Source organism: Pelosinus fermentans DSM 17108 (assembly GCF_000271485.2).
Taxonomy (GTDB): Bacteria; Bacillota; Negativicutes; order DSM-13327; family DSM-13327; genus Pelosinus; species Pelosinus fermentans.
The window spans coordinates 1,182,846-1,199,767 of the sequence record NZ_AKVN02000001.1; the positions used below are offsets into that span (position 1 = coordinate 1,182,846).

The 16,922-nt window shown below is 40.7% G+C and carries 15 protein-coding genes; 12 read left to right on the forward strand and 3 right to left on the reverse strand.

The features are described from left to right. Positions 1 to 4 precede the first annotated feature (4 nt). The 3 genes from FR7_RS05185 to FR7_RS05195 all read left to right on the forward strand — a co-directional run bounded on the left by FR7_RS05185 (position 5) and on the right by FR7_RS05195 (position 4,337). Positions 5 to 3,187 carry an efflux RND transporter permease subunit gene (locus tag FR7_RS05185; protein ID WP_007931683.1) on the forward strand — a complete coding sequence of 1,061 codons (3,183 nt, stop codon included), beginning with the start codon at positions 5 to 7 and terminating at the stop codon, positions 3,185 to 3,187. Positions 3,188 to 3,285: 98 nt separating this feature from the next. Then, the gene (locus FR7_RS05190; protein WP_007931682.1) at positions 3,286 to 3,744 is read left to right on the forward strand and encodes a hypothetical protein; all 459 of its coding nucleotides are present in this window, start codon (positions 3,286 to 3,288) and stop codon (positions 3,742 to 3,744) included. Positions 3,745 to 3,773: 29 nt separating this feature from the next. Beyond that, positions 3,774 to 4,337, forward strand: a complete 564-nt coding sequence (locus FR7_RS05195) for a C40 family peptidase (RefSeq protein ID WP_007931681.1) — start codon at positions 3,774 to 3,776, stop codon at positions 4,335 to 4,337. Positions 4,338 to 4,402: 65 nt separating this feature from the next. Here the strand turns inward: FR7_RS05195 and FR7_RS05200 are convergent, their stop codons facing one another. Next, a complete protein-coding gene (locus tag FR7_RS05200) occupies positions 4,403 to 5,029 on the reverse strand; it encodes a hypothetical protein (protein WP_007931680.1) in 627 nt (208 codons plus the stop codon). 240 nt (positions 5,030 to 5,269) lie between these two features. Between FR7_RS05200 and FR7_RS05205 the strand changes: the two genes are divergently transcribed. Then, entirely contained in the window at positions 5,270 to 5,548 is a 279-nt protein-coding gene (locus FR7_RS05205; protein WP_007931679.1) for a hypothetical protein, read from the forward strand. 84 nt (positions 5,549 to 5,632) lie between these two features. Here FR7_RS05205 and rnk read toward each other — a convergent pair whose 3' ends face one another. After that, complete coding sequence (gene rnk / locus FR7_RS05210; protein ID WP_338061467.1) at positions 5,633 to 6,085, reverse strand: nucleoside diphosphate kinase regulator; 453 nt, start codon at positions 6,083 to 6,085, stop codon at positions 5,633 to 5,635. A gap of 330 nt (positions 6,086 to 6,415) precedes the next feature. Between rnk and FR7_RS05215 the strand changes: the two genes are divergently transcribed. The 5 genes from FR7_RS05215 (at position 6,416) to FR7_RS05235 (ending at position 11,879) form a co-directional block, all read left to right on the forward strand. Then, positions 6,416 to 6,754, forward strand: coding sequence for a DUF5665 domain-containing protein (locus tag FR7_RS05215; protein WP_007931675.1), 339 nt, complete (start codon positions 6,416 to 6,418; stop codon positions 6,752 to 6,754). A gap of 70 nt (positions 6,755 to 6,824) precedes the next feature. Beyond that, positions 6,825 to 7,817, forward strand: coding sequence for a type II asparaginase (locus FR7_RS05220; RefSeq protein WP_007931673.1), 993 nt, complete (start codon positions 6,825 to 6,827; stop codon positions 7,815 to 7,817). Between the two features lie 561 nt (positions 7,818 to 8,378). After that, positions 8,379 to 9,425, forward strand: a complete 1,047-nt coding sequence (locus FR7_RS05225; protein WP_007931671.1) for a GGDEF domain-containing protein — start codon at positions 8,379 to 8,381, stop codon at positions 9,423 to 9,425. A gap of 287 nt (positions 9,426 to 9,712) precedes the next feature. After that, positions 9,713 to 10,231, forward strand: coding sequence for a V4R domain-containing protein (locus FR7_RS05230; protein ID WP_007931670.1), 519 nt, complete (start codon positions 9,713 to 9,715; stop codon positions 10,229 to 10,231). 46 nt (positions 10,232 to 10,277) lie between these two features. After that, positions 10,278 to 11,879, forward strand: a complete 1,602-nt coding sequence (locus FR7_RS05235) for a PAS domain S-box protein (protein WP_007931668.1) — start codon at positions 10,278 to 10,280, stop codon at positions 11,877 to 11,879. A 41-nt stretch (positions 11,880 to 11,920) separates the two neighbouring features. Here FR7_RS05235 and FR7_RS05240 read toward each other — a convergent pair whose 3' ends face one another. Further along, complete coding sequence (locus tag FR7_RS05240) at positions 11,921 to 12,676, reverse strand: DeoR/GlpR family DNA-binding transcription regulator (RefSeq protein ID WP_007931666.1); 756 nt, start codon at positions 12,674 to 12,676, stop codon at positions 11,921 to 11,923. Between the two features lie 455 nt (positions 12,677 to 13,131). Here FR7_RS05240 and rhaB point away from each other — a divergent pair, with 455 nt between their 5' ends. The 3 genes from rhaB (at position 13,132) to rhaD (ending at position 16,907) form a co-directional block, all read left to right on the forward strand. Continuing rightward, a complete protein-coding gene (gene rhaB, locus FR7_RS05245) occupies positions 13,132 to 14,595 on the forward strand; it encodes a rhamnulokinase (RefSeq protein ID WP_007931664.1) in 1,464 nt (487 codons plus the stop codon). Positions 14,596 to 14,647: 52 nt separating this feature from the next. After that, positions 14,648 to 15,901: an L-rhamnose isomerase gene (gene rhaA, locus FR7_RS05250; protein WP_007931661.1), complete on the forward strand. Its 1,254-nt coding sequence runs from the start codon at positions 14,648 to 14,650 to the stop codon at positions 15,899 to 15,901. 175 nt (positions 15,902 to 16,076) lie between these two features. Further along, positions 16,077 to 16,907, forward strand: a complete 831-nt coding sequence (gene rhaD, locus FR7_RS05255; protein ID WP_007931659.1) for a rhamnulose-1-phosphate aldolase — start codon at positions 16,077 to 16,079, stop codon at positions 16,905 to 16,907. Positions 16,908 to 16,922 lie beyond the last annotated feature (15 nt).

Genomic DNA, 16,922 nt, shown 5'->3' on the forward strand with positions numbered 1-16,922 from the left:
CAACATGCTGAATCAATTAATCGAATTTTCCTTGAAAAACCGCGTGATTATTCTGGTATTATCTGCACTAGTCATTGTCTGGGGAATCTTCGTTGTACGGGATACCCCCATCGATGCTTTTCCTGATCTGAGTGAAAATCAGGTGCTTGTCTCGGCAGACTGGATGGGGCGTGGACCTCAGGAAATCCAGGACCAAGTCACGTATCCATTAGAGACTGCCTTGCGTGGGCTGCCTAAGGTGAAAGAAGTGCGCTCGGCTTCCTCATTCGGGATGTCGCTTATAACCGTCATCTTTGAAGACGGTGTAGAGCCTTACTTTGCCCGTCAAGTCGTAAATGAAAAAGTCCAGCAAGCCATTCCTCAATTGCCCCGGGGTGTGCAGCCAGCCTTAGGACCAGTCAGCACGCCGATGGGGCAGGTATTCATGTATACCATAGAAAGCGATCGTCATAATCTGGCAGATCTGCGTACGGTTGAGGATTTTACCATCAAGCAGCAGCTCAGTGCGGTGCCGGGAGTTGCGGAAGTGGCCAGCATCGGCGGTTATGTGATGCAGTATCAAATCAATCTTGATCCTCATCTTCTGCAAAACTACCGGATTACTTTCAACCAGGTATTTGGTGCTCTTGGTGCCAACAACGCTAATATTGGTGCGAAGGTTGTCGAGCAAAACGGTCAGGAATTTATTATTCGCGGGTTGGGATTAATCCAATCTCCAGATGATATTAAGAATATTGTGATCTCGCAAAATAACAATGTACCCATTTACATCAAGGATGTAGCCAACGTAACTGCTGGACCGGATTTTCGCCGGGGCGTGCTAACCAAATCTGGTTATGAAGCGGCTGGAGGGATTGTGATTCAGCGCATGGGCGAAAACACCCTGGACGTGATTGATCAGGTGAAATCCAAGATTGCTGAAATCGAGCCGTCATTACCGGAAGGTATGCGGATTGTACCATTTTATGACCAGACGGATCTGGTAAAAAAAGCAGTCAATACGCTGACCCGGGCATTAATTGAAGAATTTATTTTAGTCTCTATCATTGTCATTCTCTTTTTAGGGAATGTCCGGTCCAGCCTGATCGTGACCAGTGCCATTCCCATTGGTATTTTGATTGCGCTGATTGCCATGAAACAAATTCATCTGTCGGCTAACCTAATGTCTCTTGGCGGCATTGCCATTGGAATTGGTGTCATGACAGATGCTGCGATTGTTATGGTGGAAAATATTTATCGCCATTTGGCGGAGGACGGCGGGCGGCGCAGCATTGTGGATGTGACCCTGGAAGCGGCAAAGGAAGTAGCCGCACCTATCTTCTTTTCCATTACGATTATCATTGTTACCTTCCTGCCCGTATTTACGATGACTGGGACAGAGGGCAAGATGTATACCCCAATGGCCTGGGCGAAATCCTTTGCCATGAGCGGGTCACTGCTGCTGGCTTTCACTTTGGTGCCTGTGTTGTGCACTTTGCTGCTCAAAGGGAAAATTCAGGAAAAGGATACCTGGATTGTTGCCAAACTGCATCGATGGTATGTACCGACTTTGAAATCAGTACTAAAACACAGTAAAATCACGATTAGTATCGCCGTCGTCGTAATGCTGGCCGGATTTTCTCTGCTGCCTTTCATTGGCACTACCTTCATGCCGGAATTGGATGAAGGAACGTTTCTGGTCATGCCGACCATGCTGCCCAGCGTGTCCTTAACTGAGGCGCTTGAAGCGGCTAAAACCATGGATAAAGTCATCATGGATATCCCGGAAATCGACATGTCTGTAGGGAAGGTTGGTCGTGCTGAGTCGGCTATGGACCCGGCACCGATTAGTATGATTGAAACGATTGTCACACTAAAACCGAAAGAGCAATGGCGGGACGGCATGACAAAACAAAAAATTGAACAAGAAATGATGGTTAAACTTGCCAATATGCCTGGGCTTAATTTTGCCTTTACCCAGCCTATTGCCGGACGGTTGTCCATGCTGACAACGGGAGTTCGTACGGAACTAGGTATTAAACTTTATGGAGAAGACCTGCAGGTACTGCAGCAAAAAGCCTTCGATATTGAAAAGGCACTGGCTGCTGTGCCAGGAGTCAGTGATCTGCTGGCGGAACGAGTTTTTGGCGCTTCCTATCTAGAGATTCAAGTTAACCGGGAAAAAGCGGCCCGATATGGTCTTAACATTGCTGATGTGGAGGATGCCATTGAATTGGCAGTAGGAGGTAAAAATGCCACTACTACCATTGAAGGACGCAAGCGCTTTAACGTCCTGGTGCGTTACAATCGGGAAAATCGGGAATCCATTGATGCAATGGAGAATATTCTCATTCCAGTAACGACTGGCGGTGCGTCGGCAAAAAGCAGCGGCGGAATGGACCCGGGTATGGGTGGCGGCGCAACTGCTGCAGCGGCACCGGCTAGCGGTGCTTATGTACAGCTTGGTGAAGTAGCCCAGTTCCAGGTCGTGGACGGTCCATCGATGATCAGCAGTGAAAATGGGGTCTATCGAATGATTGTTCAGATGAATACCCGGGGACGGGATGTGGTAAGTTTTGTGAATGAGGCCAACCAAGTCATTAAGGAAAAAGTCGACTTGCCTCCGGGTTATTCTTTAAAGTGGACTGGTCAGTATGAAAATCAGCAGCGGGCGAAAGATCGACTTTCTTTAGTAGTGCCGGCGGTTATCGTACTCACATTCTTCTTGCTTTATATGACCTTTAAGTCTGCCAGCGATGCTTTCCTCATTTTGATGAACATTCCCTTCTCTTTAGTGGGTGGTATTGTAGCTATGTATGTTACTGGCACCTACATGACAGTAGCTGCAGCTGTCGGTTTTATTGCTCTCTTTGGAATTGCTGTGCAAAATGGGGTCATCATGGTTACCTATATTAAACATCTGCGGGATCACCGAACCTTGGAAGAAGCTATCACCGAGGGTGCATTTACCCGCTTGCGCCCGGTTATGATTACCGCATTGGTTGCGAGTTTAGGATTATTTCCATTACTCTTTGCCACAGGGACTGGTGCCGAGGTACAGCGGCCAATGGCTACCGTTGTTGTTGGGGGATTGGTTACTTCCACCATATTGACATTGATCGTGCTGCCTTGCATCTATCTGGTGTGGAACCAATGGCAAGAGCGCAGGAATTCAGCTATTTCTAGCAAATCCCATACTACTGAGTAGAGGCCATTAATGACAAGAGCAAAGCTGTGGTGGGGTAAATGCTTCACCACAGCAAACAGGAAATATAAAAACAATGACAATATTGGAGGTTTTAGATTATGAAAAAAAGTAAAGTACTCTTTGCCATGCTGGCTATTATTGCAGTTATTTCTCTAGTGGCGGGGTGTGGATCGAGTGAAAAAACAACTCAGCCGACAACTGCCAGTCAAGAGCAGGCAGCTGGTCATGAAGGGCACAGCGCAGCAATGCCAAAGGAAGATCCTATGCCGATGATGAAGGATTTGGATAAATCCTTACAGGATGTGGTCAAACAAGCCAAGGCTGGACAGACGATGGATGCGCAAAAGAGTGCAGCACAACTCGTCAGTACTGTGGAAAAAATTGTGCCTCATATGATGGATGCCAATTTAAAAGACAGTTTGCGCAAAGCGGCAGGTGACATCAAAAATACTGTTAACGCCGGAAAAATGGACCCGAGTGCCATTGAAGGTAAAGTAAAGACCATGCAGGAGATTATGAAATCAACGACATCCCACTTACAGACCATGCAGCACTAAAAAAGTTGTCTGGGGAGGAGAAGTCGAGCATGAAAAAATGGATAGCTTTACTATGTATCGGAATTGTTTTTAATAGCACAGGAGTGGTTCAGGCTTCTCCAATCTCTGGCTATAGCCAGTTTATGCAGTCACTGGATTCCATAGTAGCAGGTGCTGTTATGCCGATAGCGGATGAGCAGCACCTGGCAGCTCGATCTTCGATTTCACCTATGGTGCTGCCGGGTCAAGCAGCACGACTATTGGCTGTTGCCAGTGGCATGCTTGGCCAGTCGGTAGTGTGGGGAGGAGCTTCACCAGCCCAGGGGTTTGACTGCTCCGGATTGGTGCAATATGTGTACCGGCAAGGGGGAATCAATTTGCCTCGTACTGCCGATCTACAGTTTTTAGTTGGCAGAAGCGTGCCGCCAGCTTCCCTGCAGCCAGGAGATTTAGTGTATTTTACTACCTATGAACCAGGCGCATCTCATGTAGGAATTTTTATCGGCAGGGACAAATTTATTCATACCTCTTTTTCAAAAGGTGTCGTCGCCATTGGTGACATGAATGATTCTTATTTTGTGCAGCGCTATTATGGTGCAAAGCGTGTGCTCTAAAGAAGATATAAAGAAACCACTCTATCGATTATGATAGAGTGGTTTTTATGTATAGAAATTTATGTTTATTGCTTAGAAACACCATCAATTCTAGTGTGAACTACATCATCCTCAATCCAGCCTTCCACCGTATGACCGCCGATGATCTTTTTACTATAGTGTGTAGGATTGTGATCAATCACTGTATATTGCCGGCTGTTGCTGCTTCCGCTTGCAATTGTTTCAAGATCTTTATTGATGGTATAGGAATTGGTGATAACTCCGTCAACTTTGGTACTGACAACGCTATCGTTAGCCCATGATTCCACGGTATGATTGCCCACAGCTTTTTTATTATAATGGGTAGGATTGTGGTCGATTACCGTATAGCTTCGGCTGTTTTTGCTTCCGCTTATGATTGTTTTAAGATCTTTATTGATAGTATAAGATTTAGTGACACCGTCAATTCTGGTACTGACGATATCATTTTTAACCCAGCTCTCCATTGTACGACCGCCGACTATCTGTTTATTATAAAGAGTTGGATTATGATCAATTGTGGCATATTGCCGACTGTTCTCACTGCCGCTGATGATCGTTTCAATGCCCGGCTTAATTGGGTTTATTTCCGGAAGAATTTCATTAGCGGAAACCATATTCACCCCCATTGTATTTAGTAGCAATAAGGATGCAGTTATAAAAGTTTTTTTCATTTTAATTTCCCTCCTAAATCGTATTACCAATATAATACACAAGTTAAATGAATATCTAGTGAAGGATTTGTGAAGAACTTGTGTTATTCTTAAAAACCATAGAATCTTCATAAGAAATCCACAATCTTTGTTTATAATAAGGATGTAGGATATAAATAAAAGTAGTCTCTTGGAATGTTTCATTTGGGACGCAAAGGATAGATTTGTTTTTCCGAGAGTACACTTAACAGGAGGTTGACAATGAAAAAGAAAATGTTAATTATAACAGCACTAGCAGCATTGATTGCGGTGCCAGTTTTCGCGGCTGCCAATGATCAGGCTAAGGAGCAGTGCGGGCCGGCAAATGGCAATCATCAGCAGATGATACAGCAAGCTGTGACAGACGGTACTATTTCCAGCAACGAGGCTGCGACCTTAAATGAAAGCATGGAAAAAGTGGCTCCTATTATGGAGAAAATCAGGAAAAATCGTGGAATGATGCAAAGCGCCGGCAATGACGCAGCGGAAAGCTGCAAATAGAGGAATAGAAAAATCCCTGCCAAATTCTAAGATGAATATGGCAGGGATTTTTCTATTTCTATAACAAATAAGTCCTTATATCTGTTATAGTTCAAAATTACCGCTAGACTCAGGTTGGAAAAGAATTTTATCCACTTTCAACCTTAAGATGCCGTTGGGAATTTTCCAATCCAGTGTATCCCCGACCCGGTATCCTAAGATCGCTGTCCCGATAGGTGCCAATACTGAAATTTTATCTTCGGCTATATTAGCTTCATCCGGGTACACCAAGGTATAGATCAATTCTTCATCATTATCCAAATCTTTTAATACTACCTGAGAATGCATTGTGATGACATCGGCAGGAATCTCTTCCGGCTGTGTGACAACTGCTCGTTCCAGCTCATAGGTCAGATCGTCCAGGTAGTCTTTATTACCTGGCTGAAATTCCTCTTCCAATACAATTAGCCTTTGCAGTTTCTTCTTGTCCAAATTAGTAATAAAAATTTCTTTTGAAATGGTTAGCAGCTCCTTTATAATAAAATTTGCAGAATTAATTGATAACTTTGCATAAAGAAGATATGATTCAAAGGGAGTGTTAACTCACACTTACATAAGGTGGAGTCTTAGATCGGTTTAGTCATCGCATAAACATACAGCGACTACCGTTAATATGATAGCCGCTAATCAGATGAATTTATAAAAAGGTTAAAAACCTCTACTTCATTGTGACATATTTTGTACAATAAGTAAAGTGGTGGTCGATAGAACGGGTACCTAACTATTAAAGTATGAGAAGCAAAGAGAAATCAGTATGAATCTTCTAGGATTGAATTTATAATAAATGTAATATAAATAGAACGATGGGTGGTAAGAGGGGGGAAAGACATGGAATTGAAGAAAGGGAATGTGCCTTTAGTAGGTCCGGAGATCGAAAAGCTAGATCTTGTGAATCGGGCAGAATCTTGTGCTATTACATTACAAAAATTGGTACATCATTTAGAAGCCATACGCATTACTGAGTATTTAGAAATGTTAGAAAAACCCAAGAAAATCATTATAAATAATTTTCTGGCGGGGATTGCGCGAGGGTTGGGGATGGCTGTAGGAGCCAGTGTAATCTTTGCTATCACAATTGAAATGCTGCGAAGGTTTGTATTGTTTAATATGTTTGGACTGGGAAGCTTCATGGCAGAATTTATGAAAATAATTGATGCACAAAAGTGAAATCATTGCAAGACCTTGGCTTGGATGAGCAGGAAAAGGTTTTGTAAATGATTTGCAAGGGAGAAGAACCATGAAAAAAAATATTGTAATCATCGGTACAGGAGGTACTATTGCTGGCAAAGCTTCTTCTGCAACGGAGACATTGCATTATACTTCGGCGATTCTATCTGTGAATAGTCTGATTCACGAAATTCCAGAAATCCATAAGATTGTCCATGTTACAGGAGAGCAGCTTTCGCAAATTGACAGCTGTGATATGACCTGTGGTATATGGCTGCAATTAGCAGCACGTGTGAATGAACTGTTAGCGTCTAATAAAGTGGATGGAATCGTTATTACTCATGGCACTGATACGTTAGAGGAAACCGCATATTTTTTGAATTTGGTAATCCAAAGCCAGAAACCAGTAGTACTGGTTGGTGCTATGCGGCCTGTTACTGCCATGAGTGCTGATGGTCCGATGAATCTTTATAATGCAGTTACTCTTGCAGCCAATGATAAATCCATTGGTAAAGGCGTGCTGGTTGCTCTAAATGATACCGTGAATTGCAGCCGCGAAGTTACCAAAACAAATACGATGCTGCAGGATAGTTTTCAAGCTCCAGATTTGGGATATCTGGGGTATATACAGGGCGGAATTCCTTATTTTTATCGACTTCCAGCACGGAGGCATACACTATGCTCAGAATTTGATTGTAGAGGAATCACTGATCTGCCTAAAGTTGAAATTATTTACGGCTATGTTGACAGCAGTCCGATCATAGCAGAAGCCGCAGTAAAAGCTGGGGCAAAAGGGCTTATTTATGCCGGATTAGGCAATGGAAATATGTCTCAAGATATAAGAAAAGGACTCATCAATATTGAAAAACAAGGTGTTGTTATTGTTAGGAGTACCCGTGTAAGCAGCGGCATCGTGACCCGCAATGGAGCGGTGCATGATGATGAATATCATTTTGTCGTATCCGATACCTTAAGTCCGCAAAAAGCAAGGATACTTCTTATGCTGGCTTTGCTTACCACCAATGATCCCGTGGAAATACAAAGAATGTTTTGGGAGTATTAAGAAATTGAAATTATAAGTTTTAGTGGGAATCTGGAACCGCAGAGAACACAGAGTACGCAGAGAACAGAGAGAGCATTTTTATCCTCTCCATCTTTTCTCTGTGTTCTCTGCGCCTCTGTGGTTCAATTCGTTTTATAGGAAACTGGTCGTTGTAAAAAGATGTTTTGTGTCGAGGAATGTCTAAAGGGGATAGTTAAAACGCTTTTTATTAGATCATTATTATCCATGTGGATAATGGATAATAATTACATAGTGTTATATTGTTATAGAGAGAAGACTATATTTAAGTATGGGCTTTAGACAAGAGGAAATAGTATTCTTTAGATTGCCTTTTACTGCTGTCTTATGAAAAAGGAGAATGGAGCGATGTTTCCTTTTATGCAGACAGATGTAATATTCAGGAAGAGGAAGTTCCTGAGTTGTATCTAGAATCTCTTCAATGGATACGTGTTTTTCTAAAGGAAACTGGCAGCTAGTAAGAAGTGGTATTTGATGCGAAGTAATCAAGCAGCTATACAATATCATAAATGAATATTTGCAAAGTAGGTGAAGGAGGAGAAAATGAAAGACTTTTATTATGATACGACAACTCCTTTACGCAGAAATTATATATTGTCCAGTCCCCTAGTCATCGCGGTCATAGTCTTTTTTCTGGCCGCTGCTTTTGCAACCGGGATCATTTGGCAGCTGGAACAAGATCGTATTAAATTTGCCAGAGTGCGTGCCTATGAGATAGTAAGTGGCTATGCAGATTCAATTAGACACACCAACGAAAGTAGCTTCGCCATCACTCTTTCGCAGCTGGAAAAACAAGGATTTTCCTATGAACTTTGGCGCATCCATTCAGACACAAAGCAAAAAGAGATTATTGTTGCATCTACACCTATTTTAATGGGGGACCCCGTAGAAAGAACTGTGCAAGTATCTAACATAACATGGATACTTAGCGTAACTCCCATCAATGGTTGGGATGATCCTTATGGACTGTCTTTAAAGATGCTGACGGGGCTGATTTTTAGCATATTAGTGGCATGGTTAGCTAAGTTGATCATTGATTTGAAAAGATACAAGGCAGAGCTGGAGTGTCTTGCCTTTTTTGATACGTTAACAGGTCTTCCCAATCGACGTTTATTATATGACCGTCTTAACCAGGCTATCGCCCAGAGTAAGCGAGATAAGAGAATCTTGGCTGTCCGTTATTTAGATCTGGATAATTTTAAATTGGTCAATGATACCTTAGGCCATGAGAGTGGTGATTGTTTGCTAATCGAGGTAACAAAGCGTTTTAGATCCTGCCTGCGAGAGCAGGATACATTAGCACGGATCGGTGGCGATGAATTTGTGCTCCTTTTGCAGAATCTAGAAGAAGCAAATCAGTATAAAGCGGTATTGGAACGTATCTTGAGATCTGCTGCTGACCCGATTATCTTAGGTGATCAACATGTGATGGCATCCATCAGCATCGGTGTTACTTTATATCCCCAGGATGCCGGTGATCCTGCAACCTTATTACAGCACGCCGATGAAGCGATGTATCAGGCAAAACGAGACGGCAAGGGAAAAATCTGCTTGTTTGACAAAGAAAATTCTACATTCAAGAAGTGCTAGTACCTCATCTGCGTTAAAACTATAGATAATTTAGCGAGGATTTTTTGACCTGCAAGGCGGAGGAGCTGCGCAGACCGGGAATCTGTAAGGCAGGTACTAGCCAAGGTCAGCGGTGTATTCGGATAAAAATTGTTACGCATCGGACTTTCGATGACGTAGCGATTTTTTTATGGTGTAAGAAGGTAAATACTTTAAAATGACGAAACTTTATCAATAAAAGTAAGATTGTGTATAATCCTTGAAATAATTACTATTTTTATATAGATAATAGGAAGGACTGTTTAAAGATGACACGTAAATATGAATTTAAATGGGATCTTTTGGGAGATGTTGTTGAGGGACGGCCCAATCTTGGCCCTATGGTGCACATAGAAGCGTATCGGTTGATGCAATATTGCTTCCGGGACATTTTAGAAAAAAACTTTGGTACCGAAAGAGCAGATCAGCTTTTTTTTGAGTCGGGACAATTGGCTGGAGTACAGTTTTATAAGAATTTAATAAAAGAAGCCTCTAGTTTTAATGATTTTATAAAGACATTACAAGCCACCTTAGTTGAGAAGGGAATTGGAATACTAAGGATGGAGGAAGTCGATTTAGATAAAGGAAAATTCGTCATTAGCATATTTGAGGATCTGGATTGCTCTGGATTGCCAGAACTAGATTATGAATTTTGCAGATATGATGAGGGCTTTATTGCGGGTTTATTAGAAGCTTTTACAGGACATCGGTTTAATGTTAAAGAAATTGATTGCTGGTGCACAGGAGATCGTACCTGTCGTTTTGTTGCAGAAATTATTAACGATTAATATTGTTTTGTGCAGTTAGTAGTTAACGGCGTCAGGGGGATTGAAGGTGAAACATACAGAAACCATTGAATTGCTGTTACATGATCTATTAAGAAAGCGTGGCAAACCAGCATTTTTAATTGATGAACTTAATGATCATCCGGCTATTTTACAATTAATTGAAGAACTTATGACTATTCGAGAATTCACTTATGGCATATCCAATGGTGATTTATCCCAGAATTTAAGCATGAAGGGATATTGGGCTGGAGCATTAAAGGCATTACAGTCTAATTTGCGGCATTTAACCTGGCAGACGAGTATGATTGCTTCAGGCGATTTTAATCAGCGTATTGATTTTATGGGTGATTTTTCTGCATCCTTTAACATCATGATACAAAGGTTAAAGCAAGCAGAAGAAAATGAAAAAAAATATATGTCGGAATTAAAGAAGCGTGAGGTTCAGCTTAAGGAAAGTGAGCAAAAGTATCGACTCATTGCTGAGAATATGGATGACATGATCGTACTTATGGATGATGATAGGAAGGTTATCTACTGCAGTCCATCCATTGAGAGACTACTCGGCTATTCGGCAGCGGATTTTATTGAATTATCTTTAACGGAGCAAGTGCTGCCTTTTATTGGTATACAATTAGGCAAGATGGCTGGACAAGAAGGGGGAGACCCTCCTGTGCTTATGGAAGTAGAGCAGCAGCGTAAAGATGGAGAAATCATTTGGCTGGAATCATTAATAAGTACCGCTAAGGATGAAGAGGGACAGAATATGGGATTTCTTTGTGTAATCCGAAATATTACACAAAGAAAATTGGCGGAAAATGATTTGCAGCAATCCTATGAGCGAAGGTTAAAAAATGATTTCTTTACGAAACTTTTAAATGGTGATATCGGAATCGAGTCAGATGCTTACAATCATGCTTATCGATTAGGAATTCAACTTCCTAATCATTTTTCGTTATATTTTCTGAGTATTGATGATAGTGGTAGTTTTCTTAGTGAAGTCAATGCATTAGAGCAGAGGCAGAAAAATATGGATATACTGATTGATCAGCTTACGAATCAAGAGACTACGATTGCCTGGGAAGTTTCTGAAGGTATTGGCATATTGAGTGCTATGTGTGATTCTTCTTACCATAAATCCAAAGAGATACAAATAGCAGAATCTTATATTGACCTTGTAGCATTATCCTTTCCCGGCTTACAAGCTCACATTGGTATCGCCGACTATTTTGAGTCGTTAACACACGTCGCCCTTCGATTTAAGCATGCCCAATCAGCAGTACGCATTGGCAAAAGGATTTGGAAGCAGCAGAAGGTGTATCATTTTGACGATTGTGGTGTATATCAAGTTTTAATTCCCTTTGCTGACTCAGATGAATCCGAGGTATTTGTTAAGAAAACATTAGGACCTTTACTTGAATATGATCAGAAAAATCAAACTGAATTAGTTGATACACTGGAGAAGATTTTATCGGGGCTTAGCTTGAAGGAAGTTGGAAAACAGACGTTCTTTCATTATAAAACCATTCAAAATAGGAAACAAAGGATAGAAAGCATATTGAAGGTATCACTTGATTCAGCAGAAGTACGTATGATGCTTGGTACAGCGATACATCTTCTGAAAATTGTTCAGGTCAAGGCCGATCTTTAAATTATAAAGACCAGCACCGATAGGGTGCTGGTCTTTATAATTTAATAAATGACCTTGACATTATGTGTATTAAAAAGTTCCAGCCAATTAGGATCTGGTTCTTGGTCAGTAACAATATAGTCAATATCACTAAAATCGAATAACTTTATGAAAGCTGTTTTGTCAAATTTCGTATGATCGACAAGTAAAATGACGATTTCGGCTTGCTTGATCATTCTTCTTTTAAATTCGCTTTCTGGTTCATTGGATTCCATAATTCCATTATCGAAGGATAAACCTTTGCAGCTCATTACAGCCATGTTCACATAGTAATTTTGCAATGCATTTTGTGCGACGGATCCGACTAAGGCAAGGGAATGAGCCCGAAGGGTTCCACCGGTAGAAATAATATTAAAATTAGAGCTGATGAAATCATAAGGAATTTTTACAGAATTGGTAATGATGGTAATTCCCTTCTTTTTTTGAAGAGCGTGTAGTAATTCCAAGCATGTTGTACTGGCATCAATCATAATGGTGTCATTATCATGAATTAAAGTGGCTGCTTTCAAAGAAATATTTTGTTTCATTTCATGGTTCATAGACGTTCTTGTCTGAAAGGGCAGATCTTCGAGTGTATATTGATTTAGAACGGCGCCTCCGTAAGTACGGGTTAATATCCCTTCATTCTCTAACTTTTCTAGATCCCGGCGGATGGTTTCTTCTGTAACTTTGAATAATTGACTTAAGTTGGATACATACACTTTTTTGTCGTCTTGAATTAATTTAATAATTCTTTGCCGACGTTCAATTCCAAGCATCAAGCTTCCTCCTTTGGATTTGCTGAAATGACAGTTTTCAAGATAATTTTAGTATAATGGCATTTGAGATAAAAAACAAACAAAAATCTGTTTTCTAGTGGGAATAAAGAATTGAAATAGGAAAAAGAAGAAAAAAGAAGAGGGAGAAATATAGAATAAAGTTTCTTGAAATCAGGTATATATGGAAGAAGATTGGTTTTAATTCTCAATTTAAAAATCAAAAATAGCAGAAACAGTTCAGCAAATAAAGAATCTGGATTATGATTTAAATGTATGAATAAAAGAAAAAAGAAGAAAAAACAATAAAAAATATTGACAATACAGAAAATCGTGATAGAATAAAAACAAAAATATGAGGAAAATAATGGGAGGAATAAGAAAGCTAATTCATAAAATAAAAGAATGAAAAGTAAGAGATAGTAGGTGGGAGATGTGCAAATTAAAGGATGGTGTTGATGAAAAAGCATATTGCAGTGGACATCGGAGCCTCAAGTGGGCGCTTAGTAGTGGGAACCTATGAGAATGGAAAGATTCTTTTAAAGGAATTTTACCGTTTTCCTAATGGAATTGAAGAGCAAAATGGCAATTATTTTTGGAATATTGAAAAAATAATAAATGAAATTGTCAATGGCCTAAAAGCGGCAAAAAAAGAGGGCATTGATGAATGTACCTTAGGTATTGATACCTGGGGTGTGGATTATGCATTGATCGACGTGGATGGCAATCGGATTCAGGAAATCTATGCGTATCGTGATGAACGGACTAAAACTGCTATTGAAAAGATAAAAAAACAAAAGTCCTTGAAAGACATTTACAAAAAGATTGGAATTCAATTTTTAAGTTTTAATACTTTATTTCAGCTGTATGCCCATGATCAGGAAGAATTGATGAAGGCACATAAAATATTACTGGTACCAGATTATTTATATTATCGTTTATCAGGAAGGCTGATTAGCGAGAAAACGAATGCTTCTACCACCCAATTGTTAAATCTGGAGACAAAAGAGTATGATGAAGAGCTGCTGCAGCTGATTGGCGTGAAACGCGAGCAGTTTGAAACTCTGACCGAACCTGGAGAATTCTTAGGACCCGTTAGGGAATCCATCATAAAAGAGCATGATATACCTCAATGCGAATTAATCTGTGTAGCAACTCATGATACGGCTTCTGCAGTTCTTGGGGTTCCAGGAGCAGAGAAACATTTTGCATATCTTTGCAGCGGGACTTGGTCATTGATGGGGGTAGAAAATAGGTATCCCATAGCAAATGAACAATCCTATAGTATGAATTATACAAATGAGTGGGGTGCCTATGGTACCTATCGCTTTTTGAAAAATATTATGGGACTTTGGCTCATTCAAGAAGTCCGTCGTCAGCTTGAAAAGGAGTATTCTTTTGCAGATCTAGTTATGGAAGCGAAGAAAATAAAACCCTTTCAATTTCTAATTGACTGTAATGATGAATGTTTTCTAAAACCGGAAAATATGGTGCTTGAAGTGCAGCATTATTGTCAAAAATCTGGACAATCGGTACCACAAACAGCAGGAGAATTAGCACGATGTATTTTTGACAGTCTTGCATTGATGTATCGCAAGACATTAAAAGAACTTGCTTTGCTGAATGAATATCCGATTCATTCGCTGCATGTAGTTGGTGGTGGGGTGCAAAATGAAATGCTTTGTCAGCTCACGGCTGATGTTGCAGAACTTCCCGTTATTGCAGGTCCCATTGAATCCACTGCCCTTGGCAATATTATCGTGCAGATGATTAGTTGTGGTGAAATCGCAGATGCAGCAGAAGCACGAAAGGTGACTCGGGAGTCTTTTCCGATTACAATCTATCAGCCTGCTCCGGTACATCAGCTTGAGAGAATCGTTAAGCAGTTTATACAGCTGACCTCTGGCGGATTAGAGAGATAAACAGCCAGAGGAAAGAGGCTGTCATTATGCAAGAAACAAGGAGGGAATCAAAATGAGTACTGCAATACAAAACCAGTATCAAGCTGCAAAAGTCCTTTATAGTGGCTTTGGAATTGATGTGGACAGAGTGCTGGAAACATTAAGCCGAGTGAAAATCTCCATACATTGCTGGCAGGGAGACGATGTACACGGATTCTTAAGAAATGAAGCATTATCCGGAGGCATTTCTGTGACGGGCAACTATCCAGGAGCAGCTCGAACGCCTCAAGAGCTTCGCTGCGATTTAGAAAAAGCGCTTTCTATGATTCCAGGAAAGCATAAAGTTAATTTACATGCTATTTATGCAGATACAAAAGAACAAGTAGATTTGGATCAATTGGAGCCCAGACATTTCGAGACCTGGGTAGAATGGGCAAAAAAGCAGGGACTCGGTCTGGATTTTAATCCAACTTGTTTTTCTCATCCTAAATTTCAAGATGGATTTAGTATCAGCCATCCCAATCCTGAGATTCAGGAATTCTGGATCAAACATTGTAAAGTTTCTCGAAAAATAGCAGAATATTTTGGCAGGGAACTACAGCAGACCTGTGTTACTAATTTTTGGTTTCCCGATGGTTTTAAGGATGTGCCTATTGATCGTATGGCACCTAGAAAACGGATGAAAGAAGCTCTTGATAAAGTGTTTGCGGAAAAAATAGATCCCCAGTTTAATGTGGATGCAGTAGAAAGTAAGCTTTTCGGTATCGGATCAGAAAGCTACGTAGTAGGCTCCCATGAGTTCTGCATGAGTTATGCTCTTAAAAATAATAAAGTCATTTGTCTGGATGCAGGACATTTTCATCCGACGGAAACCATTTCTAATAAACTCTCAGCGTTAGCACTATTTGATACACAGATTTTATTGCATGTCAGTCGCCCTGTACGCTGGGATAGCGATCATGTTGTCATTATGGATGATGAACTGCAAGAAATCGCTAAAGAATTAGTCCGTAATCAATTATTAGATAAAGTGCATATTGGGTTAGATTACTTCGATGCCAGTATCAATCGCATTGCTGCATGGATCATTGGCTCGCGCAACATGATTAAAGCACTGCTTCGTGCCATGTTAGAGCCGACAGATATGCTGAGAAAGGCAGAACTAGGGGCTGATTTTACGACTCGCCTGGCCATTTTAGAAGAACTAAAATCCTATCCTTTTGGTGCGGTTTGGGATTACTATTGTCAGCAAAATCAGGTTCCTGTGCGAGAAGCCTGGCTTACAGAAGTAAAACAATATGAGGCAGAGGTATTGCAGAAACGCTAATTACATAAAGAGTAGTCTATCGGAAAATCTCATTTAGGACGGCAAAGGATGAGCATAGCTAACGCTTCGCCGTTGTACTTAACCTACGCTTATAGTTATGCTCATCCTTTGCCTGTCTGTGGCTATAGATAGTTGCTTTCGAAAGAAACTGCAAAGAGTAATGGGAGGAATGGATATGAGTTTTATGATTGAGCATGAAATCCCTTTTGTGAGAGAGATGATGGAAGTTACCCGCAACCTGTGGGAAATGGGCTGGGGAGAACGTAATGGGGGGAATATTAGCTATCTGCTTAGGGAGGACATTGTAAAACAACACATGAATGTGCTGGATATAAAACGCAGTGTGGCTTTGCCCTTTCCTGTTCCGGAATTGGCAGGCAAATACTTTATTGTGACGGGGACGGGAAAATATTTTAAAAATGTAGTCATGAACCCAGAGGAAAATTTGGGCGTGCTTCGGGTTAATCGTGATGGAAATGGAATTGAAATCTTATGGGGCTATAAAGACGGTGGTTTGCCAACCAGTGAATTAGCGGCACATTTTATGAGTCATATCGAGCGTTTGAAAAAAGATGAAAATCACCGTGTTATTATGCATACTCATGCAACGAATGTACTGGCGATGACCTTTGTACATGATCTTGATGAAAAAAAAATCACGAAAACCTTGTGGCAGATGTGTACAGAATGTTTGATTGTTTTTCCCGATGGTATTGGAGTCATCCCATGGATTGTTCCAGGGACTAACGAAATTGGAAAAAGTACAGCTCAAAAAATGCAGGATTTTCGTTTAGTCATCTGGCCTCAGCATGGAATTTTCGGTGCAGGCAGAACCATGGATGAAACTTTTGGTTTGATTGAAACAGTTGAAAAAGCAGCGCAAATTTATATGTTAATCAGCTCTCATCAAGGCGGAGTGCAGCAAAGTCTTACCGATCAGGAATTAATTGATTTGGCAAAAGAATTTGGCGTGAAACCGGCAGCTGGAGTATTAGATATTCGGTAAGTACTCTTAATCAAT

Coding starts and splice junctions, on each gene's coding strand:
- FR7_RS05205 (WP_007931679.1), top strand. CDS start 5,270: ATGAAAAAGAAAATGTTAATTATAACAGCACTAGCAGCATTGATTGCG.
- rhaA (WP_007931661.1), top strand. CDS start 14,648: ATGAGTACTGCAATACAAAACCAGTATCAAGCTGCAAAAGTCCTTTAT.
- FR7_RS05240 (WP_007931666.1), bottom strand. CDS start 12,676: ATGCTTGGAATTGAACGTCGGCAAAGAATTATTAAATTAATTCAAGAC.
- FR7_RS05215 (WP_007931675.1), top strand. CDS start 6,416: ATGGAATTGAAGAAAGGGAATGTGCCTTTAGTAGGTCCGGAGATCGAA.
- FR7_RS05220 (WP_007931673.1), top strand. CDS start 6,825: ATGAAAAAAAATATTGTAATCATCGGTACAGGAGGTACTATTGCTGGC.
- FR7_RS05185 (WP_007931683.1), top strand. CDS start 5: ATGCTGAATCAATTAATCGAATTTTCCTTGAAAAACCGCGTGATTATT.
- FR7_RS05190 (WP_007931682.1), top strand. CDS start 3,286: ATGAAAAAAAGTAAAGTACTCTTTGCCATGCTGGCTATTATTGCAGTT.
- FR7_RS05200 (WP_007931680.1), bottom strand. CDS start 5,029: ATGAAAAAAACTTTTATAACTGCATCCTTATTGCTACTAAATACAATG.
- FR7_RS05225 (WP_007931671.1), top strand. CDS start 8,379: ATGAAAGACTTTTATTATGATACGACAACTCCTTTACGCAGAAATTAT.
- rhaD (WP_007931659.1), top strand. CDS start 16,077: ATGAGTTTTATGATTGAGCATGAAATCCCTTTTGTGAGAGAGATGATG.
- FR7_RS05230 (WP_007931670.1), top strand. CDS start 9,713: ATGACACGTAAATATGAATTTAAATGGGATCTTTTGGGAGATGTTGTT.
- rhaB (WP_007931664.1), top strand. CDS start 13,132: ATGAAAAAGCATATTGCAGTGGACATCGGAGCCTCAAGTGGGCGCTTA.
- FR7_RS05195 (WP_007931681.1), top strand. CDS start 3,774: ATGAAAAAATGGATAGCTTTACTATGTATCGGAATTGTTTTTAATAGC.